The organism is Ostreiculturibacter nitratireducens, from assembly GCF_032670585.1.
GTDB classification, from domain to species: Bacteria; Pseudomonadota; Alphaproteobacteria; order Rhodobacterales; family Rhodobacteraceae; genus Ostreiculturibacter; species Ostreiculturibacter nitratireducens.
Map to the genome: position 1 here is coordinate 1 of NZ_JAVQHL010000001.1, position 21,350 is coordinate 21,350.

Consider the following 21,350-nt stretch of genomic DNA (forward strand, 5'->3'; position numbering starts at 1 on the left):
GACAGCCTGCATCGAACCGGGCAGCCCATGGGAGAACGGCTACTGCGAGAGCTTCAACGCGAAGCTGCGGGATGAGCTGCTCAATGGCGAGATATTCTACAGCCTCGCCGAGGCGAAGATCGTCATCGAGAACTGGCGCCGACACTACAACACCAGGCGCCCGCACTCATCTCTGGGGTGTCGTCCCCCGGCCCCAGAGGTCGTGCAGTGGCCGGCTCCGCCATCCGGACCCGCTTCGCCGGCCACCCCAACCGTAGCGCCCAGACCTGTCATGCACTAAGACTGAAACCGGACCACCCGATCGGGGCAGGCCACACAACGGGCGCCACTGGCGTCGCAGTGGCGATCGGCTGGGAAACAGGCTGGGCGACGGGGGCAGGGGGCGCCACCGGGGCTGGCGACGAGCCGCGCGCAAGGCCCGCGGCCAGTTCCATGGCCTCTTCGAAGGGCGCGTCGCCCGAGAGCGAGGTCAGAAGGCCCGCACCGCGCCCGCGCAGCCAGATCTGGCGGCCCTCAAAAAGCTTGAGGTTGGAAAAGCCCTCGCGCCCGAGCGCCGTCTGCATCGCTGTTTTCACGCGCGCATTGGCGCCCTGTCCGGGCGGCTCTGCGAACATGCCCGCCTCGGTGTCGAGCATGGTCTGCAGCCTCGCGAGGTCAGCCTCGGATCTGCCCTCGGCGATCAGCCGCTCGACATCCGCCTGCGTCAGGTTCGCTGCCGACGCGCCGCGCTCGGCCAGAAGCTGATAGGCCTTGCCTGCCGCCCAGTCGTGCGAGCGGTCTTGCCCCCATCCCGCGGGATCGTCCGCGGCGACGGCCTCGGCGCGACTGATGCGGTCCAGTTCGCGTTCGATGACATGGGTCAGAAGTCGGCGGGCATCGTCGCGGGAAAGGCCTTGGGTCATCATCGCATCGAAAAGGGAATAACTTTCGGCGGTGGCAATCGGGCCGAGACGCCGCGCGATCAAGGGGTCATTCGTGCGCAGGCTGATCTGCATGATCCGGCCGCCAAGCGCCGCGGGCAGGCGCCTGCGCCAGGCATAGGTCGCGCCGCGCCGGAAGGTGTTCGATTGCAGTCCCATCGGGGCCTCCATCTGAAGGCGCCCATGAGGCCGGGGCGGCAATTCCCATCATATGTATCACAGGAACGTGCGATTCACCCAAAAACGGGCGATTGCCAAACGATCACAAGGACTTGGGAAGTTTGGCTCCGGCGGTAGGGATCGAACCTACGACCAATTGATTAACAGTCAACTGCTCTACCGCTGAGCTACGCCGGAACACGGAGGGGCATATAGCAAGCGATCCCGGGGGCGTCCAGAGGGATTTCGTACCGAATTTCCGCTCAGGCCAGACTGAAGGGCAGGGCGAAGGCCGGGCGGCCTATGCAGTCGACGCGGTTCTTTTGCCAAAGGTCGATCAAGTGCGCGAACACGTTGCGGGCGGCGGCCGGAAGGAGCGCGGGCGGAGTCTCCGTGTAGACTCGGCTGGCGAGTGTTGCGGCATTGGCGGGGCCTTTTGCGAGGGCCGCGAGAATCTGTGACTCGCGTTCACGGCGGTGGGCGGCGAGGTAGGCCATGCGGGCGGCCGGGTCCTCGATCGCGCTCCCGTGGCCGGGATAGAGAACCCGCGCGCGGCAAGACGCGAGCCGGGCGAGCGATTCCATGTAGGCGCCCATGTCGCCGTCCGGGGGGGAGACGAGGGACGTCGCCCAGCCCATCACGTGATCCCCGGAAAAGGCCGCATCGCCCCAGAGAAAGCAGAGGTGGTTGCCGAAATGGCCGGGGGTGTGGAGGGCGCGAAGGCTCCAGCTGGAGCCACCGATTTCGTCGCCATCGGACAGCGTTTCATCGGGCTGGAAATCCCTGTCCACGCCTTCGCCACCCTCCGCGAGGCCCGAGGCGGCGAGTTCCCGCATGAGTTCGGACCGCCCGGCCTCCGATGTGCCGAAGGCGTATATGGGGGCCGACGTCGCCTCGGCGAGAGGACGTGCGAGGGGTGAGTGGTCGAGATGCGAATGGGTGACGAGGATGTGGCTCACTGATTCGCCGGCGCGGAGGGCCGCCAGGATCGCGTCATAGTGCGCGGGCAGGGCGGGACCCGGGTCGATCACGGCGACTCTGCCCTCGCCGAGAATGTAGGTATTCGTGCCGCGAAAGGTCATGGGCGATGGGTTGGGCGCCAGGACGCGCCTCAAGCCCTCTTCGGGCACCTCCGGCAGACCGGGCAGGGGAGACGAATCCGCGGATGCCTTCATCTTGCGCTTCCTCTGCTTCCGCGCCGGGTCTAGGTTTGCCGCCATGTTCTTCGACTGGCTCAAACAACTCATGCCGCGCGGCCTTTACGGCCGTGCAGCGCTGATCCTGATCGTGCCCATCGTCACGATCCAGCTTGTCGTGTCCATCGTCTTTCTGCAGCGCCATTTCGAGGGCGTCACACGGCAGATGACCGAATCGGTGACCCTGGAGATCTCGTTCCTGGAGGCGCAGGTCGACGAGTCCGCCGATCTTGTCACGGCGCGCGAGGCCGTTTCGCACGTGGCCGCAGCGCTGGCGTTCGAGGTGGCGCTTCCGGCCGAGGGTGAACCGGTGTCGGCGCGCGCCTTCTACGATTTCTCCGGGCGTGAGGTTGGAAGGGTCCTCGCAGAGCGGTTCCCGACGCTTCTCGCGGTGGATCTATCGAACACGCGGATGGTCGCGCTCTGGCTCGACACTCGGCACGGCCCCATGCGGCTCGCTTTCGATCGGCGGCGGGTATCTGCCTCGAATCCGCATCAGCTTCTCGTGCTGATGGTGGTGACGGGGCTTCTGATGACGCTCATCGCCTTCATCTTCCTGCGCAATCAGCTTCGTCCGATCCGGCGTCTGGCGCGGGCGGCCGAGGCGTTCGGGAGGGGGCGCACGCTTCCCTACAAGATCTCCGGCGCGACGGAGGTGCGGGCTGCGGGGATGGCGTTCCTCGACATGCGCAGCCGGATCGAGCGGCAGATCGAACAGCGCACGCTCATGCTTTCGGGGGTGAGCCACGATCTGCGGACACCGCTCACGCGGCTCAAGCTATCGCTGTCGCTTCTGGACGAGGACGCAGAGGTCGCCGCGATGAAGCGCGATGTGGAGGACATGGAACGGCTCCTCGACGAGTTCCTCGATTTCGCGCGCGGCGACGCGCTTGAGGGCGAGACCGAGGAGGTGGACCCGGCGGCGCTCGTCGCCGAGGTGGTCTTGCGCGCGCAACGGTCCGGGCAGCCGGTGGAGGTCGGTGCCGTCGAAGGTTCTGGAAATGTCGGGATGCGTCCCCATGCCATTGCCAGGGCGCTGGAGAACCTGATTGGCAATGCCGTCCGCTACGGCAGCCGCGCTGTCGTTTCGGTCGCGATCACCGAGCGCGCGGTGAGGATCGCAGTGGAGGACGACGGGCCGGGCATCCCGAAGGAGCGGCGCGAGGAGGCGCTGCGTCCGTTCACGCGCCTCGATGCGGCGCGCAACCAGGACAGGGGGCCGGGCGTCGGCCTCGGCCTGTCCATCGCGGCGGACATCGCGCGCAGCCACGGCGGGACGCTGCGGCTCGGCGACAGCGAGGCCTTGGGCGGGCTCCGGGCCGAGATTGTCCTTGCGAGGTAGCGGTTCCGGAGGGACCTGCCATCGCGGCAACATTGCCGCGTTTGCGGTCCGCCTGGAATGAGTGGTAGGCCCGGAGGGACTCGAACCCCCAACCAAGGCGTTATGAGCGCCCTGCTCTAACCATTGAGCTACAGGCCCGGCCTGGCGGCATGCGTAGCAGAATGCCCCGCCTCGTCAAGGAAAACGGGCGGGTGCGGGATTTCGCGCGGCGAAAGGCGCGGCCTGCATTGTCGTGGCGGGCAATATCGGCTAGAGCGCCGCGCAAGAGCGGCGGCGCAGAGAAGGGGATGGCGATGACGGGCGGAAAGAACGGGCTGAGCTATGCCGAGGCGGGTGTGGACATCGATGCGGGCAACGCCCTCGTCGAGCGGATCAAGCCTGCGGCCAAGCGCACCGCGCGGGCCGGGACGATGGCGGGGCTGGGCGGTTTCGGGGCGCTCTTCGACCTGAAGGAGGCGGGCTACAAGGACCCGATCCTCGTCGCCGCGACCGACGGCGTCGGCACGAAGCTGAGGATCGCGATCGATACCGGCAACGTCGACACGATCGGCATCGACCTTGTCGCGATGTGCGTCAATGACCTCGTCTGCCAGGGGGCGGAACCGCTCTTCTTCCTGGACTACTTTGCGACCGGAAAGCTGGACGTGGATCAGGCCCAGCGGATCATCGAGGGGATCGCCGAGGGTTGTGCCGAAACCGGCTGCGCGCTCGTCGGCGGCGAGACGGCGGAAATGCCCGGGATGTATCACGGTGGCGATTTCGACCTCGCCGGTTTCGCGGTCGGCGCGATGGAGCGTGGCACGGACCTGCCGCAGGGCGTGAAGGAAGGCGACGTTCTTCTTGGGCTCGCCTCGGCCGGCGTCCATTCGAACGGCTATTCGCTCGTCCGCAAGGTGGTCGAGCGGTCGGGCCTCGGCTGGGACGCGGATTGCCCCTTCGGCGATGGGAGCCTCGGCGCGGCGCTGCTGACGCCGACTCGCCTTTATGTGCGTCAGGCGCTTGCCGCGATCCGGGCTGGCGGCGTTCACGCGCTAGCCCACATCACGGGCGGCGGGCTGACCGAGAACCTTCCGCGCGTCCTGCCGGAAGGGCTTGGTGCGGAAATCGATCTCTCCTCCTGGACGCTTCCTCCGGTCTTCCGCTGGCTTGCCGAAACGGCGGGGATCGTCGAGGCAGAGCTTCTCAAGACGTTCAACTCCGGCATCGGGATGATCGTAGTCGTGGACGAGGCACGCGCGGCCGACCTGACCCGTGTCCTCGAAGCCGAGGGCGAGGCGGTCACGCAAATCGGCCGGGTCGTGAAGGGGCAGGGCGTCGCCTACCGGGGCCAGCTACTGTGAAGCGCGTTGCCATCCTGATTTCGGGCGGCGGCTCGAACATGGTGGCGCTTGCGGACAGCATGAACGGGGACCATCCGGCGCGGCCCGTGCTGGTCCTGTCGAACGATCCGGAGGCCGCGGGCCTCGCCAAGGCCGCGGCGCGGGGGATTCCGACCGCGGCAGTCGATCACCGGCCCTTCGGAAGAGACCGCGCCGCCTTCGAGGCGGAGCTTCTGAAGCCGCTTCTGGCGGCCGAGCCCGACGTCGTCTGCCTTGCCGGCTTCATGCGCGTGCTGACGCCGGAATTCGTCGAGAAATTTCAGGGGCGGATGCTGAACATCCATCCCTCGCTCCTGCCGAAGTATCCGGGGCTTCACACCCACGAACGCGCTCTCGCAGCCGGGGACGCCGAGGCCGGGTGCACGGTGCACGAGGTCACGCCGGACCTCGATGCGGGGCCGATCCTCGGGCAGGCGCGGGTTCCAGTCCTGCCCGGCGACACGCCGGACACACTCGCCGAGCGCGTCCTCGTCATGGAGCATCGTCTGTATCCCGCGGTTCTCCGCCGTTTCGCGGTGGGCGACCGGACGCCGGTCTACCTGCCCTGAAGCTTGCCGCCGCCAGAACGGCGCTGGCTACCGTCAGGACACGGTAGGGCGCAAACCCGCAGTCGAGGTCTTTCCATCCCCGTTCCAAGGCACTAAGACGATTGGTGTTTGCGGGATGACCCCGCGCCTGACGGAACACGCATGATAACGATTACATCGACCGAGGACCTCGCCCGCTTCTGCGAGGCCGCGAAGTCCGTACCTTACGTCACGATCGACACCGAGTTCCTGCGCGAACGCACGTATTACTCGAAGCTCTGCCTGATCCAGATGGCGCTGCCCGGCAAGGATGGCGAGGCGGTTCTAGTGGATCCGCTGTCGAACGGGCTGTCACTCGCGCCTCTGTATGACCTTTTCCGGCACACCGGGACCGTCAAGGTCTTCCATGCCGCGCGGCAGGATCTGGAGATATTCTTCATCGAAGGCCGCGTCTTTCCCGAACCGCTGTTCGACACGCAGGTGGCCGCGATGGTCTGCGGTTTCGGCGAACAGGTCGGCTATGAAACGCTGGTGAAGCGAATCGCGAAGGAGGGTCTCGACAAGACCTCCCGGTTCACGGACTGGTCCCGGCGCCCGCTGAGCGAGGCGCAGATGAACTACGCCATCGCCGACGTCACGCATCTTCGCGTGATCTACGAATTCCTCGCCCGTGAGATCGAGAAGACCGGGCGCCGCAAATGGGTAGAGGAGGAGTTGCAGATCCTCACCGACCCCGCGACCTACGTGACCAAGCCCGAAGAGGCGTGGGAGAAGGTCAAGACGCGGACCAACTCCGGCCGGTTCCTTGCCGTCGTGCGAGAGCTCGCGCGGTTCCGCGAGGGCTATGCTCAGGCGCGGAACATCCCCCGGTCCCGGGTCTACAAGGACGACGCACTTCTGGAACTGGCCTCGACGAAGCCGACGACGCCCGAAGAACTTGGGCGATCGCGCCTTCTGCTGCGCGAGGCGCGGCGGGGAGAGATCGCGGAGGGTATCCTTGCAGCGGTGAAGACGGGCCTTTCCGTGCCGCCCGAGGATTTTCCGAAGCCGGACACATCGCGCGAGCAGTTGCAGGTGAACTCCGCTCTCGCGGACCTTCTGCGCGTGCTTCTCAAGGCGAAGTCGGAAGAGGCGGGGGTCGCGGCCAAGCTGATCGCGACGACCTCGGAACTCGACGAGATCGCCGCCGGGCGTCGCAACGTTGCGGCCTTGAAGGGCTGGCGTCACGAGGTTTTCGGGGCGGACGCGCTCCGCCTGTGCAAGGGGGAGATCGCCCTATCCGCACGCGGGGGCGCGGTCAGGGTCGTGCAGGTCTGACAGACCTCAGCGGCGGCTGGAGCGGCTGTTGACCTCACCGGCCACGACGATCTGCCGCACGCCTTCCAGCGCCTGGTCGGAGAGGAAGATCCCGGCCGTCAGCTCGCGGGACTGTGCCGTGGAGGCGGGGGTGGCGGCCCGCGGTTCGGCCGCAAGGAAACGCAGGGTGAGGACGCCATCTACAGGCTTGCCATTGTCCTCGGCAACGAGTTCGGCATCCCACCAGCCCTGCGTCGCGGGAAGCCCCTCAGCGGTGACGAGCGCGCCGCCCGGAACCTGTTGGACCTCGAGGCTGACGATTTCCCGCACGGGAACCCTGAAGTCCCCCGAAACGGCGGCATACCCCTCCGCGGGTTCGAGCGTCGCCGGCCCCTCGGTCGAGCGGCCGAACCAGTTCAGGGGATTGAGCCTGCTGTCGCGGAATCCGCCGCAGCCGGAAAGGATAAGCGTGGCGGCCAGAAGCGCAGCTGTCGCGGTTTTCATGCGGGCTCCCTCGTTTCTGCTATTGGGTAGCCCATTCGCAAGCACTTGAAAAGATGCGTGCGCATGGCTTTACGACAGGGACTTTCCGCCATAGGTGAAGGCAAAGCACCGAGGAACGCCCATGGCCACCCCCGCATTCGAAGATATCGCAGAGACGTTCGAGTTCCTGGATGACTGGGAAGACCGTTACCGCCATGTGATCGACATGGGGAAGGCGATGCCGCCGCTCGACGATGCCTTCAAGGTCCCCGCAACCAAGGTCGAGGGTTGCGCGAGCCAGGTCTGGCTCTTGCCGAAGATCGAGGGGGAGGGGGCCGGTGCGCGTTTCGACTTCCAGGGCGACAGCGACGCGATGATCGTGCGCGGGCTTATCGCGATCCTGCACGCGCTCTATTCCGGGCTGACCCTGGCCGAGGTCCTCAAGGTCGATGCGGGGGCGGAGCTTGCGCGGCTCGGCCTGCACGAACACCTTTCTTCGCAGCGGTCGAACGGGCTTCGCGCCATGGTGGAACGCATCCGCACGCTGGCCGCCTCAGCGGCCACGTTGTCATAGCCGCGCGAGGGCCGTCTTCAGGTCGCCATATCCGGTGAAGCGGCGCTCGTAGGCGAGGCCCAGACGTTCCGCCGCATCGCGCGCCTTCGCGTCGAGCGCCGGGTCCTCGGTCTGGGCCTGGTAGACGAGCTTCTCGTAATGCCCGAAATACGCGTCCCGCAGTTCGGGATGGCGGTCGAGACCCATCGGGCGCCAGACGAAAGCGTCGAATTGGCGAACCAGGAAATCGGTAAGGAAGAACGACCGCATGTCGTCGTCACCGCGCTCGGCGAAGGCGTCGTTTCCTTCAAAGAACGAATAGCAGTGCGGGCCCTCGACCATTTCGACGCCGAGTTCCCTGCACTTTTCGAACAATTGCCCGCCGGTGCCACAATCCGCGTACACGACGAATAGCTTGTCGTAGTCGTCGCGGTGCTTGCGCACGGCAGCCTCGACCGCTGGCGTGATCCGTTCGGGCCAGAGGTGCAGGTTTGCGGGCAGGCACGTCAGATCCAGATGGTCCCAGCCGTTGGCTTCCTTGAGTTGAAGGATCTCGCGCGCCAGTGCGCCGCAGGCAATCAGAAGAACCCGTCCGGCCTGTCCGGGTGCCAATCCTTCTGTCGTGAGCGTCGCGTCGTCCGGTGTCATTGCCTTGCGCTCCAGAACCGCACCGCGCCAGCGGCCACAAGCGCGCCGAGTGCCAGCGCGCCGAAGGGAAGCCCGGCCACCGAGGCCAGGGCGATGGTCAGGGCCGCCGCCGCGATCACGATGAAGACGATGATGAGAAGCCGTGAGAGGGGCATCGCTTTACTCCGGGATGACCCGGAATCTGTGGCTTCTCGCGCGAATTTCCAAGGGGCGGATACGAAAAGGCCCCGGATTTCGCCGGGGCCTCTCGTGCAGGATTTCGTCAGGACCGCCCGGCGGCCATGGCGTTGTGCTTGCGAGCCACGAAGCTCTTCGCGGTCTCGACCGCGACGGCTGCGTCGCGGCAGTAGGCGTCCGCGCCGATCGCCCGGCCGAACTCCTCGTTCAGCGGCGCGCCGCCCACGAGGACGATGTAGTCGTCGCGCATGCCCTTCTCGACGAGCGTGTCGATCACGACCTTCATGTAGGGCATGGTCGTCGTCAGGAGGGCGGACATGCCGAGGATGTCCGGCTGCTCGGTGTCGAGCGCCTCGAGGTACTTCTCGACGGCGTTGTTGATGCCGATGTCCACGACTTCGAAGCCGGCGCCTTCCATCATCATCGCGACGAGGTTCTTGCCGATGTCGTGGATGTCGCCCTTCACGGTGCCGATCACCATCTTGCCGACGCGCGGCGCGCCGGTTTCCGCGAGGAGCGGCTTCAGGATGAACATGCCCGCTTTCATGGCGTTCGCGGCAAGAAGCACTTCGGGAACGAAGAGGATGCCGTCACGGAAGTCGGCGCCGACGATGGTCATGCCTGCAACGAGGGCCTTCGTCAGGATGTCGTAAGGCTGCCACCCGCGCTCGAGCAGGATGTTAACGGCCTCTTCGATCTCCTCCTTGAGGCCGTCATAGAGGTCGTCGTGCATCTGCTGAACAAGCTCGTCATCATCGAGCTCGGAAAGGATGATCTCTTCTTCGTCGGCCATCGCTGTACTCCTGAGAATCTTGGACCTTTAATGCGGCCAATGGGGCCGATCCACTATGCGGATTGCGACATGGCCGGCGCCACAACCGACAGACCGGAGATTGCTGCCGATTTTTTGCGGCGAATCCCCGTGACAGATGTTCTTGGTATGTTCTATGCTTATTTTATGCAGATCAAGGATCTCACGGTTGCCGATCCAGCCTTGCGACTTCGCGGTCGGGGCGCCGCCTCGAATGTGGCGGGGCGGTTCGATCCCTACGCGCGGGAGCCTGTTTCCGACGGCTGGGACATTCCGGAGGACGAGAGGCTGCTGCGGACCGAGGTCAGCGAGGAGGTTCCGCGTTCGGTCATCACCCGCAACAACTCGCCCGATATCCCCTTCGATCGGTCACTCAACCCGTACCGTGGGTGCGAGCATGGCTGCATCTACTGTTTCGCCCGTCCGAGCCACGGCTATCTCGGACTTTCGGCGGGTCTCGATTTCGAAACCCGGCTTTCCGCCAAACCCGAAGCGCCGGCGGTTCTTGAACGTGAGCTTTCCCGGAAGGGTTACCGGCCTGCGCCTCTTGCGATCGGGACGAACACCGATCCGTATCAGCCGGTCGAGGCGCGATACGGTATCATGCGGCGCGTGCTGGAGGTGCTGTCGGACTGGAACCATCCCGTGTCAATCGTCACCAAGGGCGCGCTGATCGAGCGGGACGTGGATATCCTTGCTGACATGGCCGCGCGGGGGCTTGCCCATGTCGGGATCTCGGTCACCAGTCTCGACGCCGGGCTCTCGCGCCGGCTGGAGCCGCGCGCACCGGCGCCTGTGCGGCGGCTGGCCACGATTCGAACGCTGTCCGAAGCCGGCATCCCTGTTCGTGTCATGGTCGCGCCGGTCATTCCCGTCCTGACGGAACCAGAGATCGAATCGATCCTGGCCGCGGCCCGGGAGGCGGGGGCCCGTGCGGCGAGCTGGATTCTCCTGCGGCTGCCGCACGAGGTGGCTCCGCTGTTCCGCGACTGGCTGGACCGGCATGAGCCGGGGCGTGCGGCCCATGTGATGAACCGGCTGCGCGAGATGCGGGGTGGGGCGGACTACGATGCCCAATGGGGCAAACGCATGCGAGGAGAGGGGCTCTACGCCGACCTGATTTCGCGGCGCTTCTCGCTCGCCGAAAAGCGGCTGGGCCTGGACCGGCCGCTGCCGCCTCTCGTGTGTTCTCGGTTTCGCCGCCCGCCGCAGACGGGCGACCAGCTATCGCTGTTCTGAGGCCCGGCCCTGGGCCTCAGCCCCGCCGCCGGCCGCGCCGTTCACGTGTGGGCGCCTCGTCCCCGGTGCCGTCGGAGGGCGAGGAGAAGCCGCCGAGTTTCCCGGTGATCTCGTCGAGGCTCGGCCGCGGGCCGCGCGGGCGCGTTTCCAGCGCCTCACGCATCGAACGCAGGTGATCGGGCGTCGTGCCGCAGCAACCGCCGATGATCGTCGCGCCCGAGTCTCGGGCAAGGACGGCGTATTCCGCCATGAGTTCCGGCGTCCCGTCGTAGTGGATGTGGCCTTCGTGGTATTTCGGGATGCCCGCGTTGCCCTTCGCGATCAGCGGCCGTTCGGTACCTGCGGCGGCAAAGCCCAAGATCGTCCGCAGGAGGTCGGACGCCCCGACGCCGCAGTTGGCGCCGAAGGCGATCGGCGGGTTCGGGAGCTTCTCGACCAGCGCCGCGAGCTGTGCGGAGGTGAAGCCCATCATTGTCCTGCCGGCGGTGTCGAAGCTCATCGTGCCGCACCAGGGCATTCCGGCGAGAGCGCAGGCTTCGGCGGCGGCCTTGAACTCCTCGGGGGCGGAGATCGTCTCCACCCACAGCACATCAGCGCCGCCGGCTTTCAGGCCTTCGGCCTGTTCATGGAACATCTCGACCGCGAGTTCGTGCGTCAGCGCACCCATCGGCGCCATGATCTCACCCGTGGGGCCCATCGAGCCGGCGACCGCCACCGTGCGCCCCGCCTTGTCGGCGATCTCCCGGCCGAGTTCGGCGGCGACGCGGTTGAGCTCGTGCACGCGACCTTCGGCATTGTGGAGCTTCAGGCGGCTTGCGTTACCTCCGAAGGAGTTGGTGAGGAACAGGTCCGATCCCGCGTCGACCGAGCCCTTGTAGAGCGCGCGGATCGAATCGGGGCGGTCGGTATTCCACAGTTCCGGCGCCTCGCCCGATTCAAGGCCCATGTTGAAAAGATTGGTTCCGGTTGCGCCGTCGGCCATCAGCCAGTCATTCGAGGCGAGCAGTCGGGTGAGGGCGTCGGTCATGTCGGAATGCCTTTCTGGCGCGGTGTCGCGGTCACGCCCGGTCCGGAACCGGGCGGTCGGCTGTCCCTTCCCCTGTGCCACGAGTGCCCGATTTTGGCAAATCGAGATTGGTCATGAAGATCATGAGCCATACCGCGATATAGGCCATGTCCGGGGAAGCGGTTCGGGCCGGGCGATGGCCCGCGCGATATCCAGGCCGGCGACAAGGAGCGCGGTCCGGGAGGGCGCGGCGATATAGAGCGTTTGCCAGTCCGGGGCGAAGCTCGATTTGAATTGCCGCAGTCCCGGTGAACCGGTGGCCGCCTCGGTGCGCCGCAGGAGTTTGGCAGCAGGTCCGCCTGATGATCCGATGTCCGGCGGGAGTGCGGCGAGCGACAGCCGCGAGAGCCCCGCCTCGCGCGCCGCCGCAAGGGCGGCCGCGATCAGGGCGTGCATCGTTCCGTCGGGGGCCTCGGCCCCGTGCCGCATCAGGTCGAGCGTCCATTCCCGCGCGCCCTCGTGGAACGTCGCGAAGGCGACGAGCCTGCCGCGCGCATGGGCAAGCCAGACGCCCTGGCCTGAAACGTATTCCGGGTCATAGCGGCCCATCGAAAACCCACGTTCGCCACCGCGGGCCTCGGCCCATTCCCTTGCGATTTCGGCCATGTCGTCCGTGGGAAGCGTGCTTCCGGCCCGGCTCACGACGACGCCGGCCTTGCCGGCCAGCCGGAGCTTCCTCCGCAAGCCCGCCCGCTTCGGAGAGGCCGGATCGAAATGAAGTGGGTTCAGCGAAACCTCGTGGGCCACGGGCAAGGTTGCCCAGCCTGCTCTCCGGGCTGCCGCTGCGCCACGCGTGCCGACCTTGTAGAGGCACGGGATGCGGCCCGTCAGTCGCGCCTCGTTGGCGAGGCACCGGAGCAACCGGGCCTCTGTACCGGGTGCGCCGAAGGGGTCGAAGATGGCGACCTGCGCCTGGCGCGTCGTTCCAAGCACCCAGCCCGCCAGCTCCTGATCGTCGAACAGGATGCGGTGTTCCCCCTGCCGAACGAGCTGCGATTCCGCGCGCCGCGCGTTTGCGACGAGGCCGCTGATCGGTCCCGCTGGGGGCGTCGTCGTCGGCGAAGTCACGGCGAAGCGATCCGACGCGCGGGCCGGCGCGCGCGCAGAAAACGCCATGGCGATCGCCCCGATCCCCGCCGGCAAGGCGTAATAGACGGCGCGATAGGCGAGGATCGCGGCAAGAAGGGGTTCCACGGCGATGCCCGGCAGGAATGCGAACAGCGTGACCTCGAATGCGCCGACGCCTCCCGGCGCGCTGGAAAGGAGGCCGGCGCCGAGGGCGAGAAGGAAGGCCGCGAGGTAATGGCCGAACTCCGGGGCGGCGCCGACCGGCAGTAGGATCCAGAGCGCCAGCGCCGCCGCCAACGTGTCGATGGCCGCGAGTATGGGGATGCGTGTCAGGGTCACGAGGCTCGGCCACGCGAATGTCCGCCCCGCGATGCGAAGCGGGCGCGCGAAGGGCGACAGGACAAGACCGGCAGAGGCAAGAAGCAGGGCGATGGCGCCGATCCAGCGAAGCGCCTCCGAGCCTGGAGGCGGCAGGAGCGTCACGACTGCGGCGGTGACCACGGCCCAGCCCATCAGGAACGAGATGGCGACCGCCGCCGTCAGCCGCGCCGCCTGCCAAAGGCTCAGCCCGGGCAGCATCCGCCAGCGGACGAGGCTGCCGGTGACGAAGCCGAGGCCGAGCGTCTGGCTCACCGCGATCGCGGCCATCCCGGCGCGGCGCGCCGGCGTGCAGGGAAGCCCCGTTCCAAGGTGCCGGTGCAGCACAGCGTCGTAGTGTCCCACGGCCCAGAAGCTCAAGGCCGTGGCGCCAAGCGCGGCGGTCCACTGTGCAAGGGTGACCTCGCCCAGGGCCGCCAGAACGGCGCCTGCATCGACATGGGACACGCGGTCGCGCAGGAGCCAGAGGAAAACCGCGGCGATGGCAAGTGGAGGCAGATGCCGGCGAGCGGCGTGCCAGAATCCCGGAATCGGGCCCGGCGCGCTGACCGCCGCCACCTCTTCACCCGATGCCTTCATTTCCCGCGCTCCCCGCTTTTCGATGGAATCCGTGTCTAGCCCTGCAAGTCTTCCCGCGGGCTTAACGCGGGGGAGGGAATGCGCGATGCCGGACCGCCTAACGAAAGCGGACCCCGAAGGGTCCGCCAAACTCACATGACTCAGGCTGTCTGGCCGAACGTCAGGACTCGCTCATGATCTGGCGCTTCGCCTCGGCCATGAGTTCGGTCATCTTGCTGCGGATCTCGGTTTCGTCCGCGAGGTCACCGAGATCGCCGGCGATCTTGCGGTAGACATCCTCGTCGCCGGCTTCCTCGAAATCGGACGCGACGACTTCCTTCGCATAGGCAGCTGCGGCGTCGCCGGACTTGCCCATGAGCTCCGCAGCCCAGAGCCCGAGAAGCTTGTTGCGCCGCGCCTCTGCCTTGAACTTCATTTCCTCGTCATGGGCGAACTTGTTCTCGAACGCGTTCTCGCGGTCGTCGAAGGTGGTCATGAGCGGGCCCCTTGGCTGATCGTCTTTCCGTTCCCATATGCAATCCCGCGCGCCCCCCCGCAACCCCTTTCGGCGGTCTCATCCCTGGGGCGCGGCCCTCATCCTTGCGGGAGGTCGCGCCTTGGCCTATAGGGGCGCAAGGAGACCGCGCGGGGTTTTCCTGCAGCACGAAGGGACGCGCCGATGGCACCACGCCGCAAGAAAATCTACGAAGGCAAGGCGAAGATCCTTTACGAAGGCCCGGAGCCGGGAACGCTCGTTCAGTACTTCAAGGATGACGCGACCGCCTTCAACGCCCAGAAAAAGGCGACGATCGAGGGCAAGGGGGTGCTGAACAACCGGCTCTCCGAGTTCTTCATGCAGGGCCTGACCAATATCGGCGTGCCGAACCACTTCATCCGCCGCATCAACATGCGCGAGCAGTTGATCCGCCAGGTGGAGATCATTCCGCTCGAAGTGATCGTCCGGAATTTCGCGGCGGGTTCGATCGCCAAGCGCCTCGGCATGGAAGAGGGCACGCCGTTGCCCCGGCCGATCGTCGAGTATTCCTACAAGAACGACGCGCTCGGTGACCCGATGGTCAGCGAGGAATACATCATCGCCTTCGGCTGGGCGAACCAGCAGGATCTGGACGACATCGTGTCGATCGCGCTCAGGGTGAACGATTTCCTGTCGGGCGTGTTCTATGGCGTCGGTATCAAGCTCGTCGACTTCAAGATCGAGATCGGGCGGATCTGGGATGGAGATTTCATGCGGCTCATCGTCGCCGACGAGATCAGCCCGGACAGCTGCCGGCTCTGGGACATCAAGACGGGCCAGAAGCTCGACAAGGACGTGTTCCGCCGCGATCTGGGCTCGCTCACCGACGCATATACCGAGGTTGCGCGCCGTCTCGGGCTGATGCCCGCGTCCGGCTCTGGCGGGACCGTCGCGAAACTCGTTCACTGAAGACGCCGGCGCCCCTTGCCGCCGCATCAGCGGGGGGCTAACAGGGCGCCAGCTTTAAGGACCGGAGGCCAGCCGATGAAAGCCCGCGTGACCGTTATGCTGAAGGACGGCGTTCTCGACCCGCAGGGGGAGGCCGTGCGCCACGCCCTTGGTGCCGTCGGGTTCCCGGGGGTCGAGGCCGTGCGTCAGGGCAAGGTGATCGAGATCGACCTCGCCACCACGGATCGCGCGGAGGCCGAGGCCGAGGTCAAGGCGATGTGCGAGAAGCTGCTCGCCAACACGGTGATCGAGAAATACACGATCGAACTCGCCTGAGCGGGGTGCAAGGCGCGGATCTTCACGCCTGATGATCCGGCCGACCCTCTGAAATCAAACAGGATTGCCTCCGCATTCGGGTTAGACCGGGCGGCCGCCTTGCGCTAGCGTCACCCCTCGAACCCGAGGGGGAGAAAAGCGATGAATCTGGCGAGGTTGGCGGCGGAGCGTGCGGAGGCGGGGCGGCCCGTGCGCGCGGGGCTGATCGGGGCAGGCAAGTTCGGGTCGATGTTCCTGTCCCAGGTGCCGACGATCACGGGGCTCGAGGTCGCGGCGATCGCCGATCTCGATCCAGACCGGGCGCGGACGGCCTGCCGGACGGTGGGATGGGACGAGTCGCGGATCGCGGCCACGGCCTTCACCGAGGATGGCGCGGCGCTTGCCGAACGCGACGACGTGGACGTGGTGATCGAGGCCACCGGCAACCCGCGCGCGGGCATCGCCCATGCCCAGGCGGCCATCGCGGCGGGCAAGCACGTGGTCATGGTGAACGTGGAGGCCGACGTTCTGGCCGGTCCCGCGCTTGCGCGGCGGGCGAGGGCGGAGGGCGTCGTCTATTCCATGGCCTATGGAGACCAGCCGGCGCTGGTGGCGGAGATGGTCGACTGGGCGCGGGCTGCGGGGTTCAAGGTCGCAGCGGCGGGGAAGGGCACGAAGTACCTTCCAGCCTATCACAAGGTGACGCCTGACGATGTCTGGACACATTACGGGCTGACGCCAGAGGCCGCGGCGCAGGCGGGGATGAACCCGCAGATGTTCAACTCGTTCCTCGACGGCACGAAGAGTGCGATCGAGATGGCGGCGATCGCGAACGCGACCGGGCTGAATGTCCCGCGTGGCGGCCTCGGTTTTCCGCCCTGCGGTGTCGATGACCTTGCCCATGTCTTGCGCCCGCGTGACCTTGGTGGACAGCTCGAGGGCAAGGGCATGGTCGAAGTCGTCTCCAGCATCGAGCGTGACGGTCGGCCAGTCTTCCGGGACCTGCGCTGGGGCGTCTATGTCGTGCTGGAGGCGCCGAACGACTATGCCGCCGCCTGTTTCAGGCAGTACGGGCTGCCTACCGACGCGACAGGCCGCTTCGCGTCGATGTACAAGCCTTTCCACCTGATCGGGCTGGAGCTGTCGATATCCGTCCTCAGCGCGGCGCTGCGGGGCGAGGCCACGGGGTGCTCGCGCGAGTTCCGGGGCAATGTCGCCGCCGTTTCCAAGCGTGGACTGAAGGCAGGCGAGGTTCTGGACGGGGAGGGCGGCTATACCGTCTACGGACGTCTCATGCCGGCGGCGGTCAGCGCGGAGGCGGACGTGCTGCCCATAGGGCTCGCGCACCGGGTGAAGCTCGTCCGCGACGTGGCCGACGGCCAGGCGGTGACCTTCGCGGATGTGGAGATAGAGGAGGACTCCGCCGTCGCGCTCTACCGCGAGGCGATGGCGGGCCGCGCGGAGTAGACAGGAGCGCGCGGCGGACGTTGTGCGGAGGCAACGGCCTCGCACGGAGTGGCTGTCGTCCCCGGTTTCGCGGCTTTGAAGGCGTCTCCCGCCGCAAGACGGAAAACCAAGGCTGGAACGTCCCGGGCCGATGCGCTAGGAGCGGGGCAATCCCGCCGATGGAGTCTGCAGATGAAAGCCGCCGTCATCACCTTCCCCGGATCGAACTGCGACCGCGACCTCGCCGTGGCCTTCGAGCGCGCCGGCGCCGACGTGGTCCGCGTCTGGCACAAGGAGGGCGAGCTTCCGAAGGGCATCGACATCGTCGGCGTCCCCGGCGGCTTCTCCTTCGGCGATTACCTGCGCTGCGGCGCGATCGCGGCGCAGTCTCCGGTCGCCCGCGCGGTGCGCGATCATGCGGCGCGGGGTGGCTATGTGCTGGGCATCTGCAACGGCTTCCAGATCCTGACCGAGACGGGGCTTCTGCCCGGCGCGCTGATGCGCAACGCCTCGCTGAAGTTCGTCTGCAAGGCGCTGCATCTCCGGGTCGAGACCAGCGACAGCGCCTTCACGAACCTGTGGAAGAAGGGCGATACGCCGCGCATCCCCGTGGCCCATCACGACGGCAACTACACGATCGATCCCGAAGGCCTCGCACGGCTGAAGGGCGAGGACCGTATCGCCTTCACCTACGTGGAGAACCCGAACGGCGCGATGGCCGACGTCGCGGGCGTCCTCAGCGAGAACCGCCGCGTGCTCGGCATGATGCCGCACCCCGAGCGTGTGGTCGAAGCCGCGCAGGGCGGAACCGACGGATCGGTGCTTTTCCGCTCGCTCATGGCCGCGATGGCCGTGGCCTGAGCCGGCGCGCTTGAGGACGGCTTCCGACGCGCCTACATTGACGCGATGGCAGCCTCCGAGAAGAACCGCACTGGCAAGGCCCCTCCGATGACGGGGCGAACACCGCTTCTGATGCGGGCCCTGCTGGTGTTTCTGGTCCTCGCCGCGCTTGCCGTGATCTGGGTCACGAATTCCTGGCTTTCCGGGCGGTTCACCGAGACGGTGAGAAACCGAGCCGAAGTGCGGCTTGCGCTCTATACCGGGAACATAATGTCCGAACTGCAGCGCACCTCGGTCGTGCCGCTGCTGCTGGCGCGAGACCCGGCTCTGATCGGCTCGCTCAATTCGGGCGATTTCTCGACCACGTCCGGCCGGCTCATTTCCGCGCAGAAGGAGATCGGCGCGGCGTCGATCCTGCTTCTGGACCTGTCGGGGCGCACTGTCGCCGCGACCGACCGGAATCTGATCGGCACGATGCACGGGACGAAGCCATATTTCGTGGAGGCGCAGCGGTCCCGCGACACCGTTTTCACGGTCGCTGAGCGCGAGGTCGGTGGTTACGAATTCACGTATTCTCGCGCGGTCCTGTCCGAAAACCGGCTGATCGGCGTCATTGTCGTGGGGGTCGAACTCGCCAAGCTCGAGAGGAGCTGGGCGGGGATTTCGGATGCCGTCGCGGTGCTCGACAGCGAGGGGAAGATCATTCTCGCGACGGAGCCGCGCTGGCGCGGTCTGACGATGGCGGAGGCGCTTGCCGTGCGCTCCGCGCCCTCGGCGATCGAGCGGGCCTTCCAGGTCACGGCCGACTGGGCGAACCACCCGCCGGATGCCTACCTGTCGGGTGAGGCCGTCATGAAGAACGAGGCGCGGATTCCGTTCCGCGGCTGGCGGCTCGTGAGCTTCACGACTTACGATTCGATCCGCGAGCGCGTGAATGCCGTTCTCGCACTCGAGATCATGGGATTCGCGATCCTGCTGGCGGGGGCGTTCTACATCCTGTCCCGCCGCGCCCGGCTGCAGTCGGTGCTGTTCCAGAGGGAGTCGGCGGAACTGCGCCAGCTGAACGCCCGTCTCCAGCGGGAAATCGCCGAGCGCGAAAAGGTCCAGAAGGACCTCGCCGTGGCGGAACAGACGCTCGCGCAGTCCTCGAAACTCGCCGTTCTGGGCGAGATGTCCGCGGCGGTCAGCCACGAGTTGAACCAGCCGCTCGCGGCGATGAAGACCTATCTGGCGGGCGCGCGGCTTCTGCTGCAGCGCAAGCGGGGGGAGGAGGCGCTGTCCTCGTTCCAGCGCATCGACGACCTGATCGAACGCATGGGCGCGATCACCCGGCAGCTCAAGAGCTACGCGAGAAAAGGTGGCGAGGCGTTTGAACCTGTCGACGTAAAGGCTTGTGTTTCCACGGCTTTGTCCATGATGGAGCCGCAGCTTCGGGCGCGGACGGTGAAGATCACACGGACGCTTCCGCGCGAGAAGGTCATGGTGATGGCCGACAGGATCCGGCTTGAGCAGGTCATCATCAACCTTCTCAGGAACGCGCTCGATGCGACGTCGAAAAGCGAGGCGCCGCAGATCGACATCCTCTTGTCGAAGGGTGAGACCGCGACACTGACGGTCCGGGACAACGGACACGGGATCGAGGATCTCGATAACCTCTTCGAGCCCTTCTACACGACCAAGAAACCCGGCGACGGCGTGGGGCTTGGCCTTGCCATCTCTTCCGGCATCGTCAACGACTTGGGCGGTCGTCTTACGGCACGAAACGCGGCCGAGGGCGGCGCGGTGTTCGAGGTTCAGCTTCCGATCCTCGGGGCCGAGGTCCGCGCCGCGGAATGAGACTGAAGGAGGCGGCAACGCTATGGCACGTGCTATGAAGGTGGCGATCGTCGACGACGAACAGGACATGCGCCAGTCGATCAGCCAGTGGCTGGCCCTTTCCGGGTTCGATACCGAAACCTACGCTTCGGCCGAAGAGGCCCTCAAGGCGATCGGACCCGACTGGCCCGGTGTCGTCGTCTCGGACATCAAGATGCCGGGCATGGACGGCATGGCCTTTCTCAAGAAGCTGATGAGCATGGATTCGGGCCTTCCGGTAATCATGATCACCGGACATGGCGATGTGCCGATGGCGGTGGAGGCGATGCGCGTCGGCGCCTACGACTTCCTCGAGAAGCCGTTCAACCCCGACCGGATGACGGAGCTTGCCAAGCGCGCCACGCAGTCGCGCCGCATGACGCTCGACAACCGCGCTCTCCGGCGGGAGCTGTCCGACGGGTCGGGCATCATGAAGAAGCTGATCGGCGCCTCGCCTGCGATGGAGCGGCTGCGCGAGGATATCCTCGATCTCGGCCAGGCCGATGGCCATGTGCTCATCGACGGCGAGACCGGCACGGGCAAGACGCTCGTGGCCCATGCGCTTCACGCGGTTGGTCCTCGGGCGGGCAAGCGGTTCGTGGTAGTAAGCTGCGCGGCCTATTCCGAGGACGTTCTGGCGCGCCGGATCTTCGGCCCGATGGAGGAGGGAGGGCAGATCCCTCTCGTCGAGGAAGCGCGCGGCGGCACGCTTGTGCTCGAGGATATCGAGGCGCTGAGCCATTCCCTTCAGGCGCGGCTCCTGACCTTCATCAACGAACAGGGGACGCCCGCAGAGACGCGGATCATCGGGATCTGCAACGAGCATGGCGAGGGCCGCACAGTCGAGGACGCGCTGCGCCCGGACCTCTACTACCGCCTCGCCGCTCTGAAGATCACCCTGCCGCCGCTCCGGTCGCGCGGCGAGGATATCCTCGTGCTCTTCAACCGGATGGTGGAGCAGTTCGCGGAGGAATACGGCTGCGATGCTCCGCAGGTGACCGCGCAGGAGGCGGCGCAGCTACTGCAGGCGCCCTGGCCCGGAAACGTGCGGCAGCTGATCAACGTGGCCGAGCGTGCGGTCCTGCAGAACCGCCGGGGCTCGGGGTCGATCGCATCGCTCCTCATGGCCGACAACGAAGAGACGGGGCCCACGATGACGACGGAGGGCAAGCCTCTGAAGGAATACGTGGAGAGCTTCGAGAAGATGCTGATCGACAACACGATGCGCCGGCACAAGGGCTCGATCAGCGCGGTGATGGAGGAACTGTGCCTGCCGAGGCGCACGCTCAACGAGAAGATGGCCAAGTACGGTCTTCAACGGTCTGACTATCTCTGACGGGTCAGGCAGGCCGCTGAAGTCCTGCGGGAAATCTGGCGGCTGCTGCCGGGGCGCGCCATGACCGTTCGCCCGTTTCCGCCCGCGTTGTTTGCGGTGGCCGGAAAATGGCCATTGTCATTCCGGTGCCTTCGCCGCTAATGTCGGCCAATATCGGCTCAGGCGCGCCTGGCGCGCCGCCGACCCACCAGTTTCGCTGTTGTGACGCGCGTGTTCGGGCCAATTTAAGTCCGCCGCCGTCTCCGCAGGCAGAATTGGCCGAAAGGCCGAAAGTTTGCCCCCGACCGTTACCGGAAAGGGGCTTTTTGGACGGGCGCCGCGAGGCGTCTTTGGAAG

Annotated in this window: 22 protein-coding genes and 2 tRNA genes; 13 read left to right on the top strand and 11 right to left on the bottom strand. The window is 66.5% G+C overall.

Features of this window, described 5'->3' with window-relative positions; all coding sequences use genetic code 11:
- Positions 1–280 (top strand): integrase core domain-containing protein (locus ABCN56_RS00005; RefSeq protein ID WP_343078728.1); only part of this gene is annotated, 280 nt, incomplete at its 5' end.
- Here ABCN56_RS00005 and ABCN56_RS00010 read toward each other — a convergent pair.
- The 3 genes from ABCN56_RS00010 to ABCN56_RS00020 all read right to left on the bottom strand — a co-directional run bounded on the left by ABCN56_RS00010 (position 270) and on the right by ABCN56_RS00020 (position 2,254).
- A complete protein-coding gene (locus tag ABCN56_RS00010) occupies positions 270–1,079 on the bottom strand; it encodes a DUF6538 domain-containing protein (protein WP_343078729.1) in 810 nt (269 codons plus the stop codon). The genes ABCN56_RS00005 and ABCN56_RS00010 overlap by 11 nt on opposite strands.
- A gap of 123 nt (positions 1,080–1,202) precedes the next feature.
- Positions 1,203–1,277: transfer RNA gene (locus ABCN56_RS00015), tRNA-Asn, on the bottom strand.
- A gap of 65 nt (positions 1,278–1,342) precedes the next feature.
- Positions 1,343–2,254, bottom strand: coding sequence for an MBL fold metallo-hydrolase (locus tag ABCN56_RS00020; RefSeq protein ID WP_343078730.1), 912 nt, complete (start codon positions 2,252–2,254; stop codon positions 1,343–1,345).
- 43 nt (positions 2,255–2,297) lie between these two features.
- Here ABCN56_RS00020 and ABCN56_RS00025 point away from each other — a divergent pair, with 43 nt between their 5' ends.
- The gene (locus tag ABCN56_RS00025; protein ID WP_343078731.1) at positions 2,298–3,617 is read left to right on the top strand and encodes an ATP-binding protein; all 1,320 of its coding nucleotides are present in this window, start codon (positions 2,298–2,300) and stop codon (positions 3,615–3,617) included.
- 62 nt (positions 3,618–3,679) lie between these two features.
- On the opposite strand, the gene ABCN56_RS00030 is transcribed toward ABCN56_RS00025, so the two are convergent.
- Positions 3,680–3,755 (bottom strand) — tRNA-Ile (locus ABCN56_RS00030).
- Between the two features lie 155 nt (positions 3,756–3,910).
- Between ABCN56_RS00030 and purM the strand changes: the two genes are divergently transcribed.
- The 3 genes from purM to rnd all read left to right on the top strand — a co-directional run bounded on the left by purM (position 3,911) and on the right by rnd (position 6,840).
- The gene (gene purM, locus ABCN56_RS00035) at positions 3,911–4,957 is read left to right on the top strand and encodes a phosphoribosylformylglycinamidine cyclo-ligase (RefSeq protein ID WP_343078732.1); all 1,047 of its coding nucleotides are present in this window, start codon (positions 3,911–3,913) and stop codon (positions 4,955–4,957) included.
- Entirely contained in the window at positions 4,954–5,544 is a 591-nt protein-coding gene (purN, locus tag ABCN56_RS00040) for a phosphoribosylglycinamide formyltransferase (protein WP_343078733.1), read from the top strand. The genes purM and purN overlap by 4 nt, the downstream gene beginning before the upstream one ends.
- Before the next feature lie 141 nt (positions 5,545–5,685).
- Positions 5,686–6,840 carry a ribonuclease D gene (gene rnd / locus ABCN56_RS00045; protein WP_343078734.1) on the top strand — a complete coding sequence of 385 codons (1,155 nt, stop codon included), beginning with the start codon at positions 5,686–5,688 and terminating at the stop codon, positions 6,838–6,840.
- 6 nt (positions 6,841–6,846) lie between these two features.
- Here rnd and ABCN56_RS00050 read toward each other — a convergent pair whose 3' ends face one another.
- Positions 6,847–7,323, bottom strand: coding sequence for a hypothetical protein (locus ABCN56_RS00050; RefSeq protein ID WP_343078735.1), 477 nt, complete (start codon positions 7,321–7,323; stop codon positions 6,847–6,849).
- A gap of 121 nt (positions 7,324–7,444) precedes the next feature.
- Here ABCN56_RS00050 and ABCN56_RS00055 point away from each other — a divergent pair, with 121 nt between their 5' ends.
- A complete protein-coding gene (locus tag ABCN56_RS00055) occupies positions 7,445–7,876 on the top strand; it encodes a SufE family protein (protein ID WP_343078736.1) in 432 nt (143 codons plus the stop codon).
- Here the strand turns inward: ABCN56_RS00055 and ABCN56_RS00060 are convergent.
- The 3 genes from ABCN56_RS00060 to ABCN56_RS00070 all read right to left on the bottom strand — a co-directional run bounded on the left by ABCN56_RS00060 (position 7,871) and on the right by ABCN56_RS00070 (position 9,473).
- On the bottom strand, positions 7,871–8,503 hold the full coding sequence (locus tag ABCN56_RS00060) for a DUF1638 domain-containing protein (RefSeq protein WP_343078737.1): 633 nt from the start codon (positions 8,501–8,503) through the stop codon (positions 7,871–7,873). The two genes, ABCN56_RS00055 and ABCN56_RS00060, sit on opposite strands and share 6 nt — an antisense overlap.
- Positions 8,500–8,658, bottom strand: a complete 159-nt coding sequence (locus ABCN56_RS00065) for a hypothetical protein (RefSeq protein WP_343078738.1) — start codon at positions 8,656–8,658, stop codon at positions 8,500–8,502. The genes ABCN56_RS00060 and ABCN56_RS00065 overlap by 4 nt, the downstream gene beginning before the upstream one ends.
- Before the next feature lie 107 nt (positions 8,659–8,765).
- Positions 8,766–9,473: a corrinoid protein gene (locus ABCN56_RS00070; RefSeq protein ID WP_343078739.1), complete on the bottom strand. Its 708-nt coding sequence runs from the start codon at positions 9,471–9,473 to the stop codon at positions 8,766–8,768.
- A 165-nt stretch (positions 9,474–9,638) separates the two neighbouring features.
- On the opposite strand from ABCN56_RS00070, the gene ABCN56_RS00075 reads away from it, so the two are divergent.
- Complete coding sequence (locus ABCN56_RS00075) at positions 9,639–10,730, top strand: PA0069 family radical SAM protein (RefSeq protein ID WP_343078740.1); 1,092 nt, start codon at positions 9,639–9,641, stop codon at positions 10,728–10,730.
- A gap of 16 nt (positions 10,731–10,746) precedes the next feature.
- On the opposite strand, the gene bmt is transcribed toward ABCN56_RS00075, so the two are convergent.
- The 3 genes from bmt to ABCN56_RS00090 all read right to left on the bottom strand — a co-directional run bounded on the left by bmt (position 10,747) and on the right by ABCN56_RS00090 (position 14,296).
- Entirely contained in the window at positions 10,747–11,757 is a 1,011-nt protein-coding gene (gene bmt, locus ABCN56_RS00080; RefSeq protein WP_343078741.1) for a betaine--homocysteine S-methyltransferase, read from the bottom strand.
- A gap of 120 nt (positions 11,758–11,877) precedes the next feature.
- Positions 11,878–13,821, bottom strand: a complete 1,944-nt coding sequence (locus ABCN56_RS00085; protein WP_343078742.1) for a phosphatidylglycerol lysyltransferase domain-containing protein — start codon at positions 13,819–13,821, stop codon at positions 11,878–11,880.
- 160 nt (positions 13,822–13,981) lie between these two features.
- The gene (locus ABCN56_RS00090; RefSeq protein ID WP_343078743.1) at positions 13,982–14,296 is read right to left on the bottom strand and encodes a DUF1476 domain-containing protein; all 315 of its coding nucleotides are present in this window, start codon (positions 14,294–14,296) and stop codon (positions 13,982–13,984) included.
- A 183-nt stretch (positions 14,297–14,479) separates the two neighbouring features.
- Between ABCN56_RS00090 and purC the strand changes: the two genes are divergently transcribed.
- From purC to ABCN56_RS00120, 6 genes are all read left to right on the top strand, one after another.
- Positions 14,480–15,244 carry a phosphoribosylaminoimidazolesuccinocarboxamide synthase gene (gene purC / locus ABCN56_RS00095; protein ID WP_343078744.1) on the top strand — a complete coding sequence of 255 codons (765 nt, stop codon included), beginning with the start codon at positions 14,480–14,482 and terminating at the stop codon, positions 15,242–15,244.
- 75 nt (positions 15,245–15,319) lie between these two features.
- Entirely contained in the window at positions 15,320–15,559 is a 240-nt protein-coding gene (gene purS / locus ABCN56_RS00100; protein ID WP_343078745.1) for a phosphoribosylformylglycinamidine synthase subunit PurS, read from the top strand.
- A 141-nt stretch (positions 15,560–15,700) separates the two neighbouring features.
- On the top strand, positions 15,701–17,005 hold the full coding sequence (locus ABCN56_RS00105) for an NAD(P)H-dependent oxidoreductase (protein ID WP_343078746.1): 1,305 nt from the start codon (positions 15,701–15,703) through the stop codon (positions 17,003–17,005).
- Positions 17,006–17,176: 171 nt separating this feature from the next.
- Positions 17,177–17,845 (top strand): phosphoribosylformylglycinamidine synthase subunit PurQ, encoded by a 669-nt coding sequence (gene purQ, locus ABCN56_RS00110; protein WP_343078747.1) that lies wholly within the window; start codon positions 17,177–17,179, stop codon positions 17,843–17,845.
- 87 nt (positions 17,846–17,932) lie between these two features.
- Positions 17,933–19,660 carry a sensor histidine kinase gene (locus ABCN56_RS00115; protein WP_425466078.1) on the top strand — a complete coding sequence of 576 codons (1,728 nt, stop codon included), beginning with the start codon at positions 17,933–17,935 and terminating at the stop codon, positions 19,658–19,660.
- Positions 19,661–19,682: 22 nt separating this feature from the next.
- A complete protein-coding gene (locus ABCN56_RS00120) occupies positions 19,683–21,014 on the top strand; it encodes a sigma-54-dependent transcriptional regulator (protein ID WP_343078748.1) in 1,332 nt (443 codons plus the stop codon).
- Positions 21,015–21,350 lie beyond the last annotated feature (336 nt).

Excerpts from the sequence above, each read along its gene's own strand:
- ABCN56_RS00090 (WP_343078743.1), bottom strand. The coding sequence starts at position 14,296 with ATGACCACCTTCGACGACCGCGAGAACGCGTTCGAGAACAAGTTCGCC.
- ABCN56_RS00050 (WP_343078735.1), bottom strand. The coding sequence starts at position 7,323 with ATGAAAACCGCGACAGCTGCGCTTCTGGCCGCCACGCTTATCCTTTCC.
- purS (WP_343078745.1), top strand. The coding sequence starts at position 15,320 with ATGAAAGCCCGCGTGACCGTTATGCTGAAGGACGGCGTTCTCGACCCG.
- ABCN56_RS00020 (WP_343078730.1), bottom strand. The coding sequence starts at position 2,254 with ATGAAGGCATCCGCGGATTCGTCTCCCCTGCCCGGTCTGCCGGAGGTG.
- ABCN56_RS00070 (WP_343078739.1), bottom strand. The coding sequence starts at position 9,473 with ATGGCCGACGAAGAAGAGATCATCCTTTCCGAGCTCGATGATGACGAG.
- ABCN56_RS00120 (WP_343078748.1), top strand. The coding sequence starts at position 19,683 with ATGGCACGTGCTATGAAGGTGGCGATCGTCGACGACGAACAGGACATG.
- ABCN56_RS00075 (WP_343078740.1), top strand. The coding sequence starts at position 9,639 with ATGCAGATCAAGGATCTCACGGTTGCCGATCCAGCCTTGCGACTTCGC.
- bmt (WP_343078741.1), bottom strand. The coding sequence starts at position 11,757 with ATGACCGACGCCCTCACCCGACTGCTCGCCTCGAATGACTGGCTGATG.
- purQ (WP_343078747.1), top strand. The coding sequence starts at position 17,177 with ATGAAAGCCGCCGTCATCACCTTCCCCGGATCGAACTGCGACCGCGAC.
- ABCN56_RS00085 (WP_343078742.1), bottom strand. The coding sequence starts at position 13,821 with ATGAAGGCATCGGGTGAAGAGGTGGCGGCGGTCAGCGCGCCGGGCCCG.
- ABCN56_RS00060 (WP_343078737.1), bottom strand. The coding sequence starts at position 8,503 with ATGACACCGGACGACGCGACGCTCACGACAGAAGGATTGGCACCCGGA.
- ABCN56_RS00115 (WP_425466078.1), top strand. The coding sequence starts at position 17,933 with ATGACGGGGCGAACACCGCTTCTGATGCGGGCCCTGCTGGTGTTTCTG.
- ABCN56_RS00025 (WP_343078731.1), top strand. The coding sequence starts at position 2,298 with ATGTTCTTCGACTGGCTCAAACAACTCATGCCGCGCGGCCTTTACGGC.
- purM (WP_343078732.1), top strand. The coding sequence starts at position 3,911 with ATGACGGGCGGAAAGAACGGGCTGAGCTATGCCGAGGCGGGTGTGGAC.
- ABCN56_RS00105 (WP_343078746.1), top strand. The coding sequence starts at position 15,701 with ATGAATCTGGCGAGGTTGGCGGCGGAGCGTGCGGAGGCGGGGCGGCCC.
- ABCN56_RS00010 (WP_343078729.1), bottom strand. The coding sequence starts at position 1,079 with ATGGGACTGCAATCGAACACCTTCCGGCGCGGCGCGACCTATGCCTGG.
- ABCN56_RS00055 (WP_343078736.1), top strand. The coding sequence starts at position 7,445 with ATGGCCACCCCCGCATTCGAAGATATCGCAGAGACGTTCGAGTTCCTG.
- ABCN56_RS00065 (WP_343078738.1), bottom strand. The coding sequence starts at position 8,658 with ATGCCCCTCTCACGGCTTCTCATCATCGTCTTCATCGTGATCGCGGCG.
- purC (WP_343078744.1), top strand. The coding sequence starts at position 14,480 with ATGGCACCACGCCGCAAGAAAATCTACGAAGGCAAGGCGAAGATCCTT.
- rnd (WP_343078734.1), top strand. The coding sequence starts at position 5,686 with ATGATAACGATTACATCGACCGAGGACCTCGCCCGCTTCTGCGAGGCC.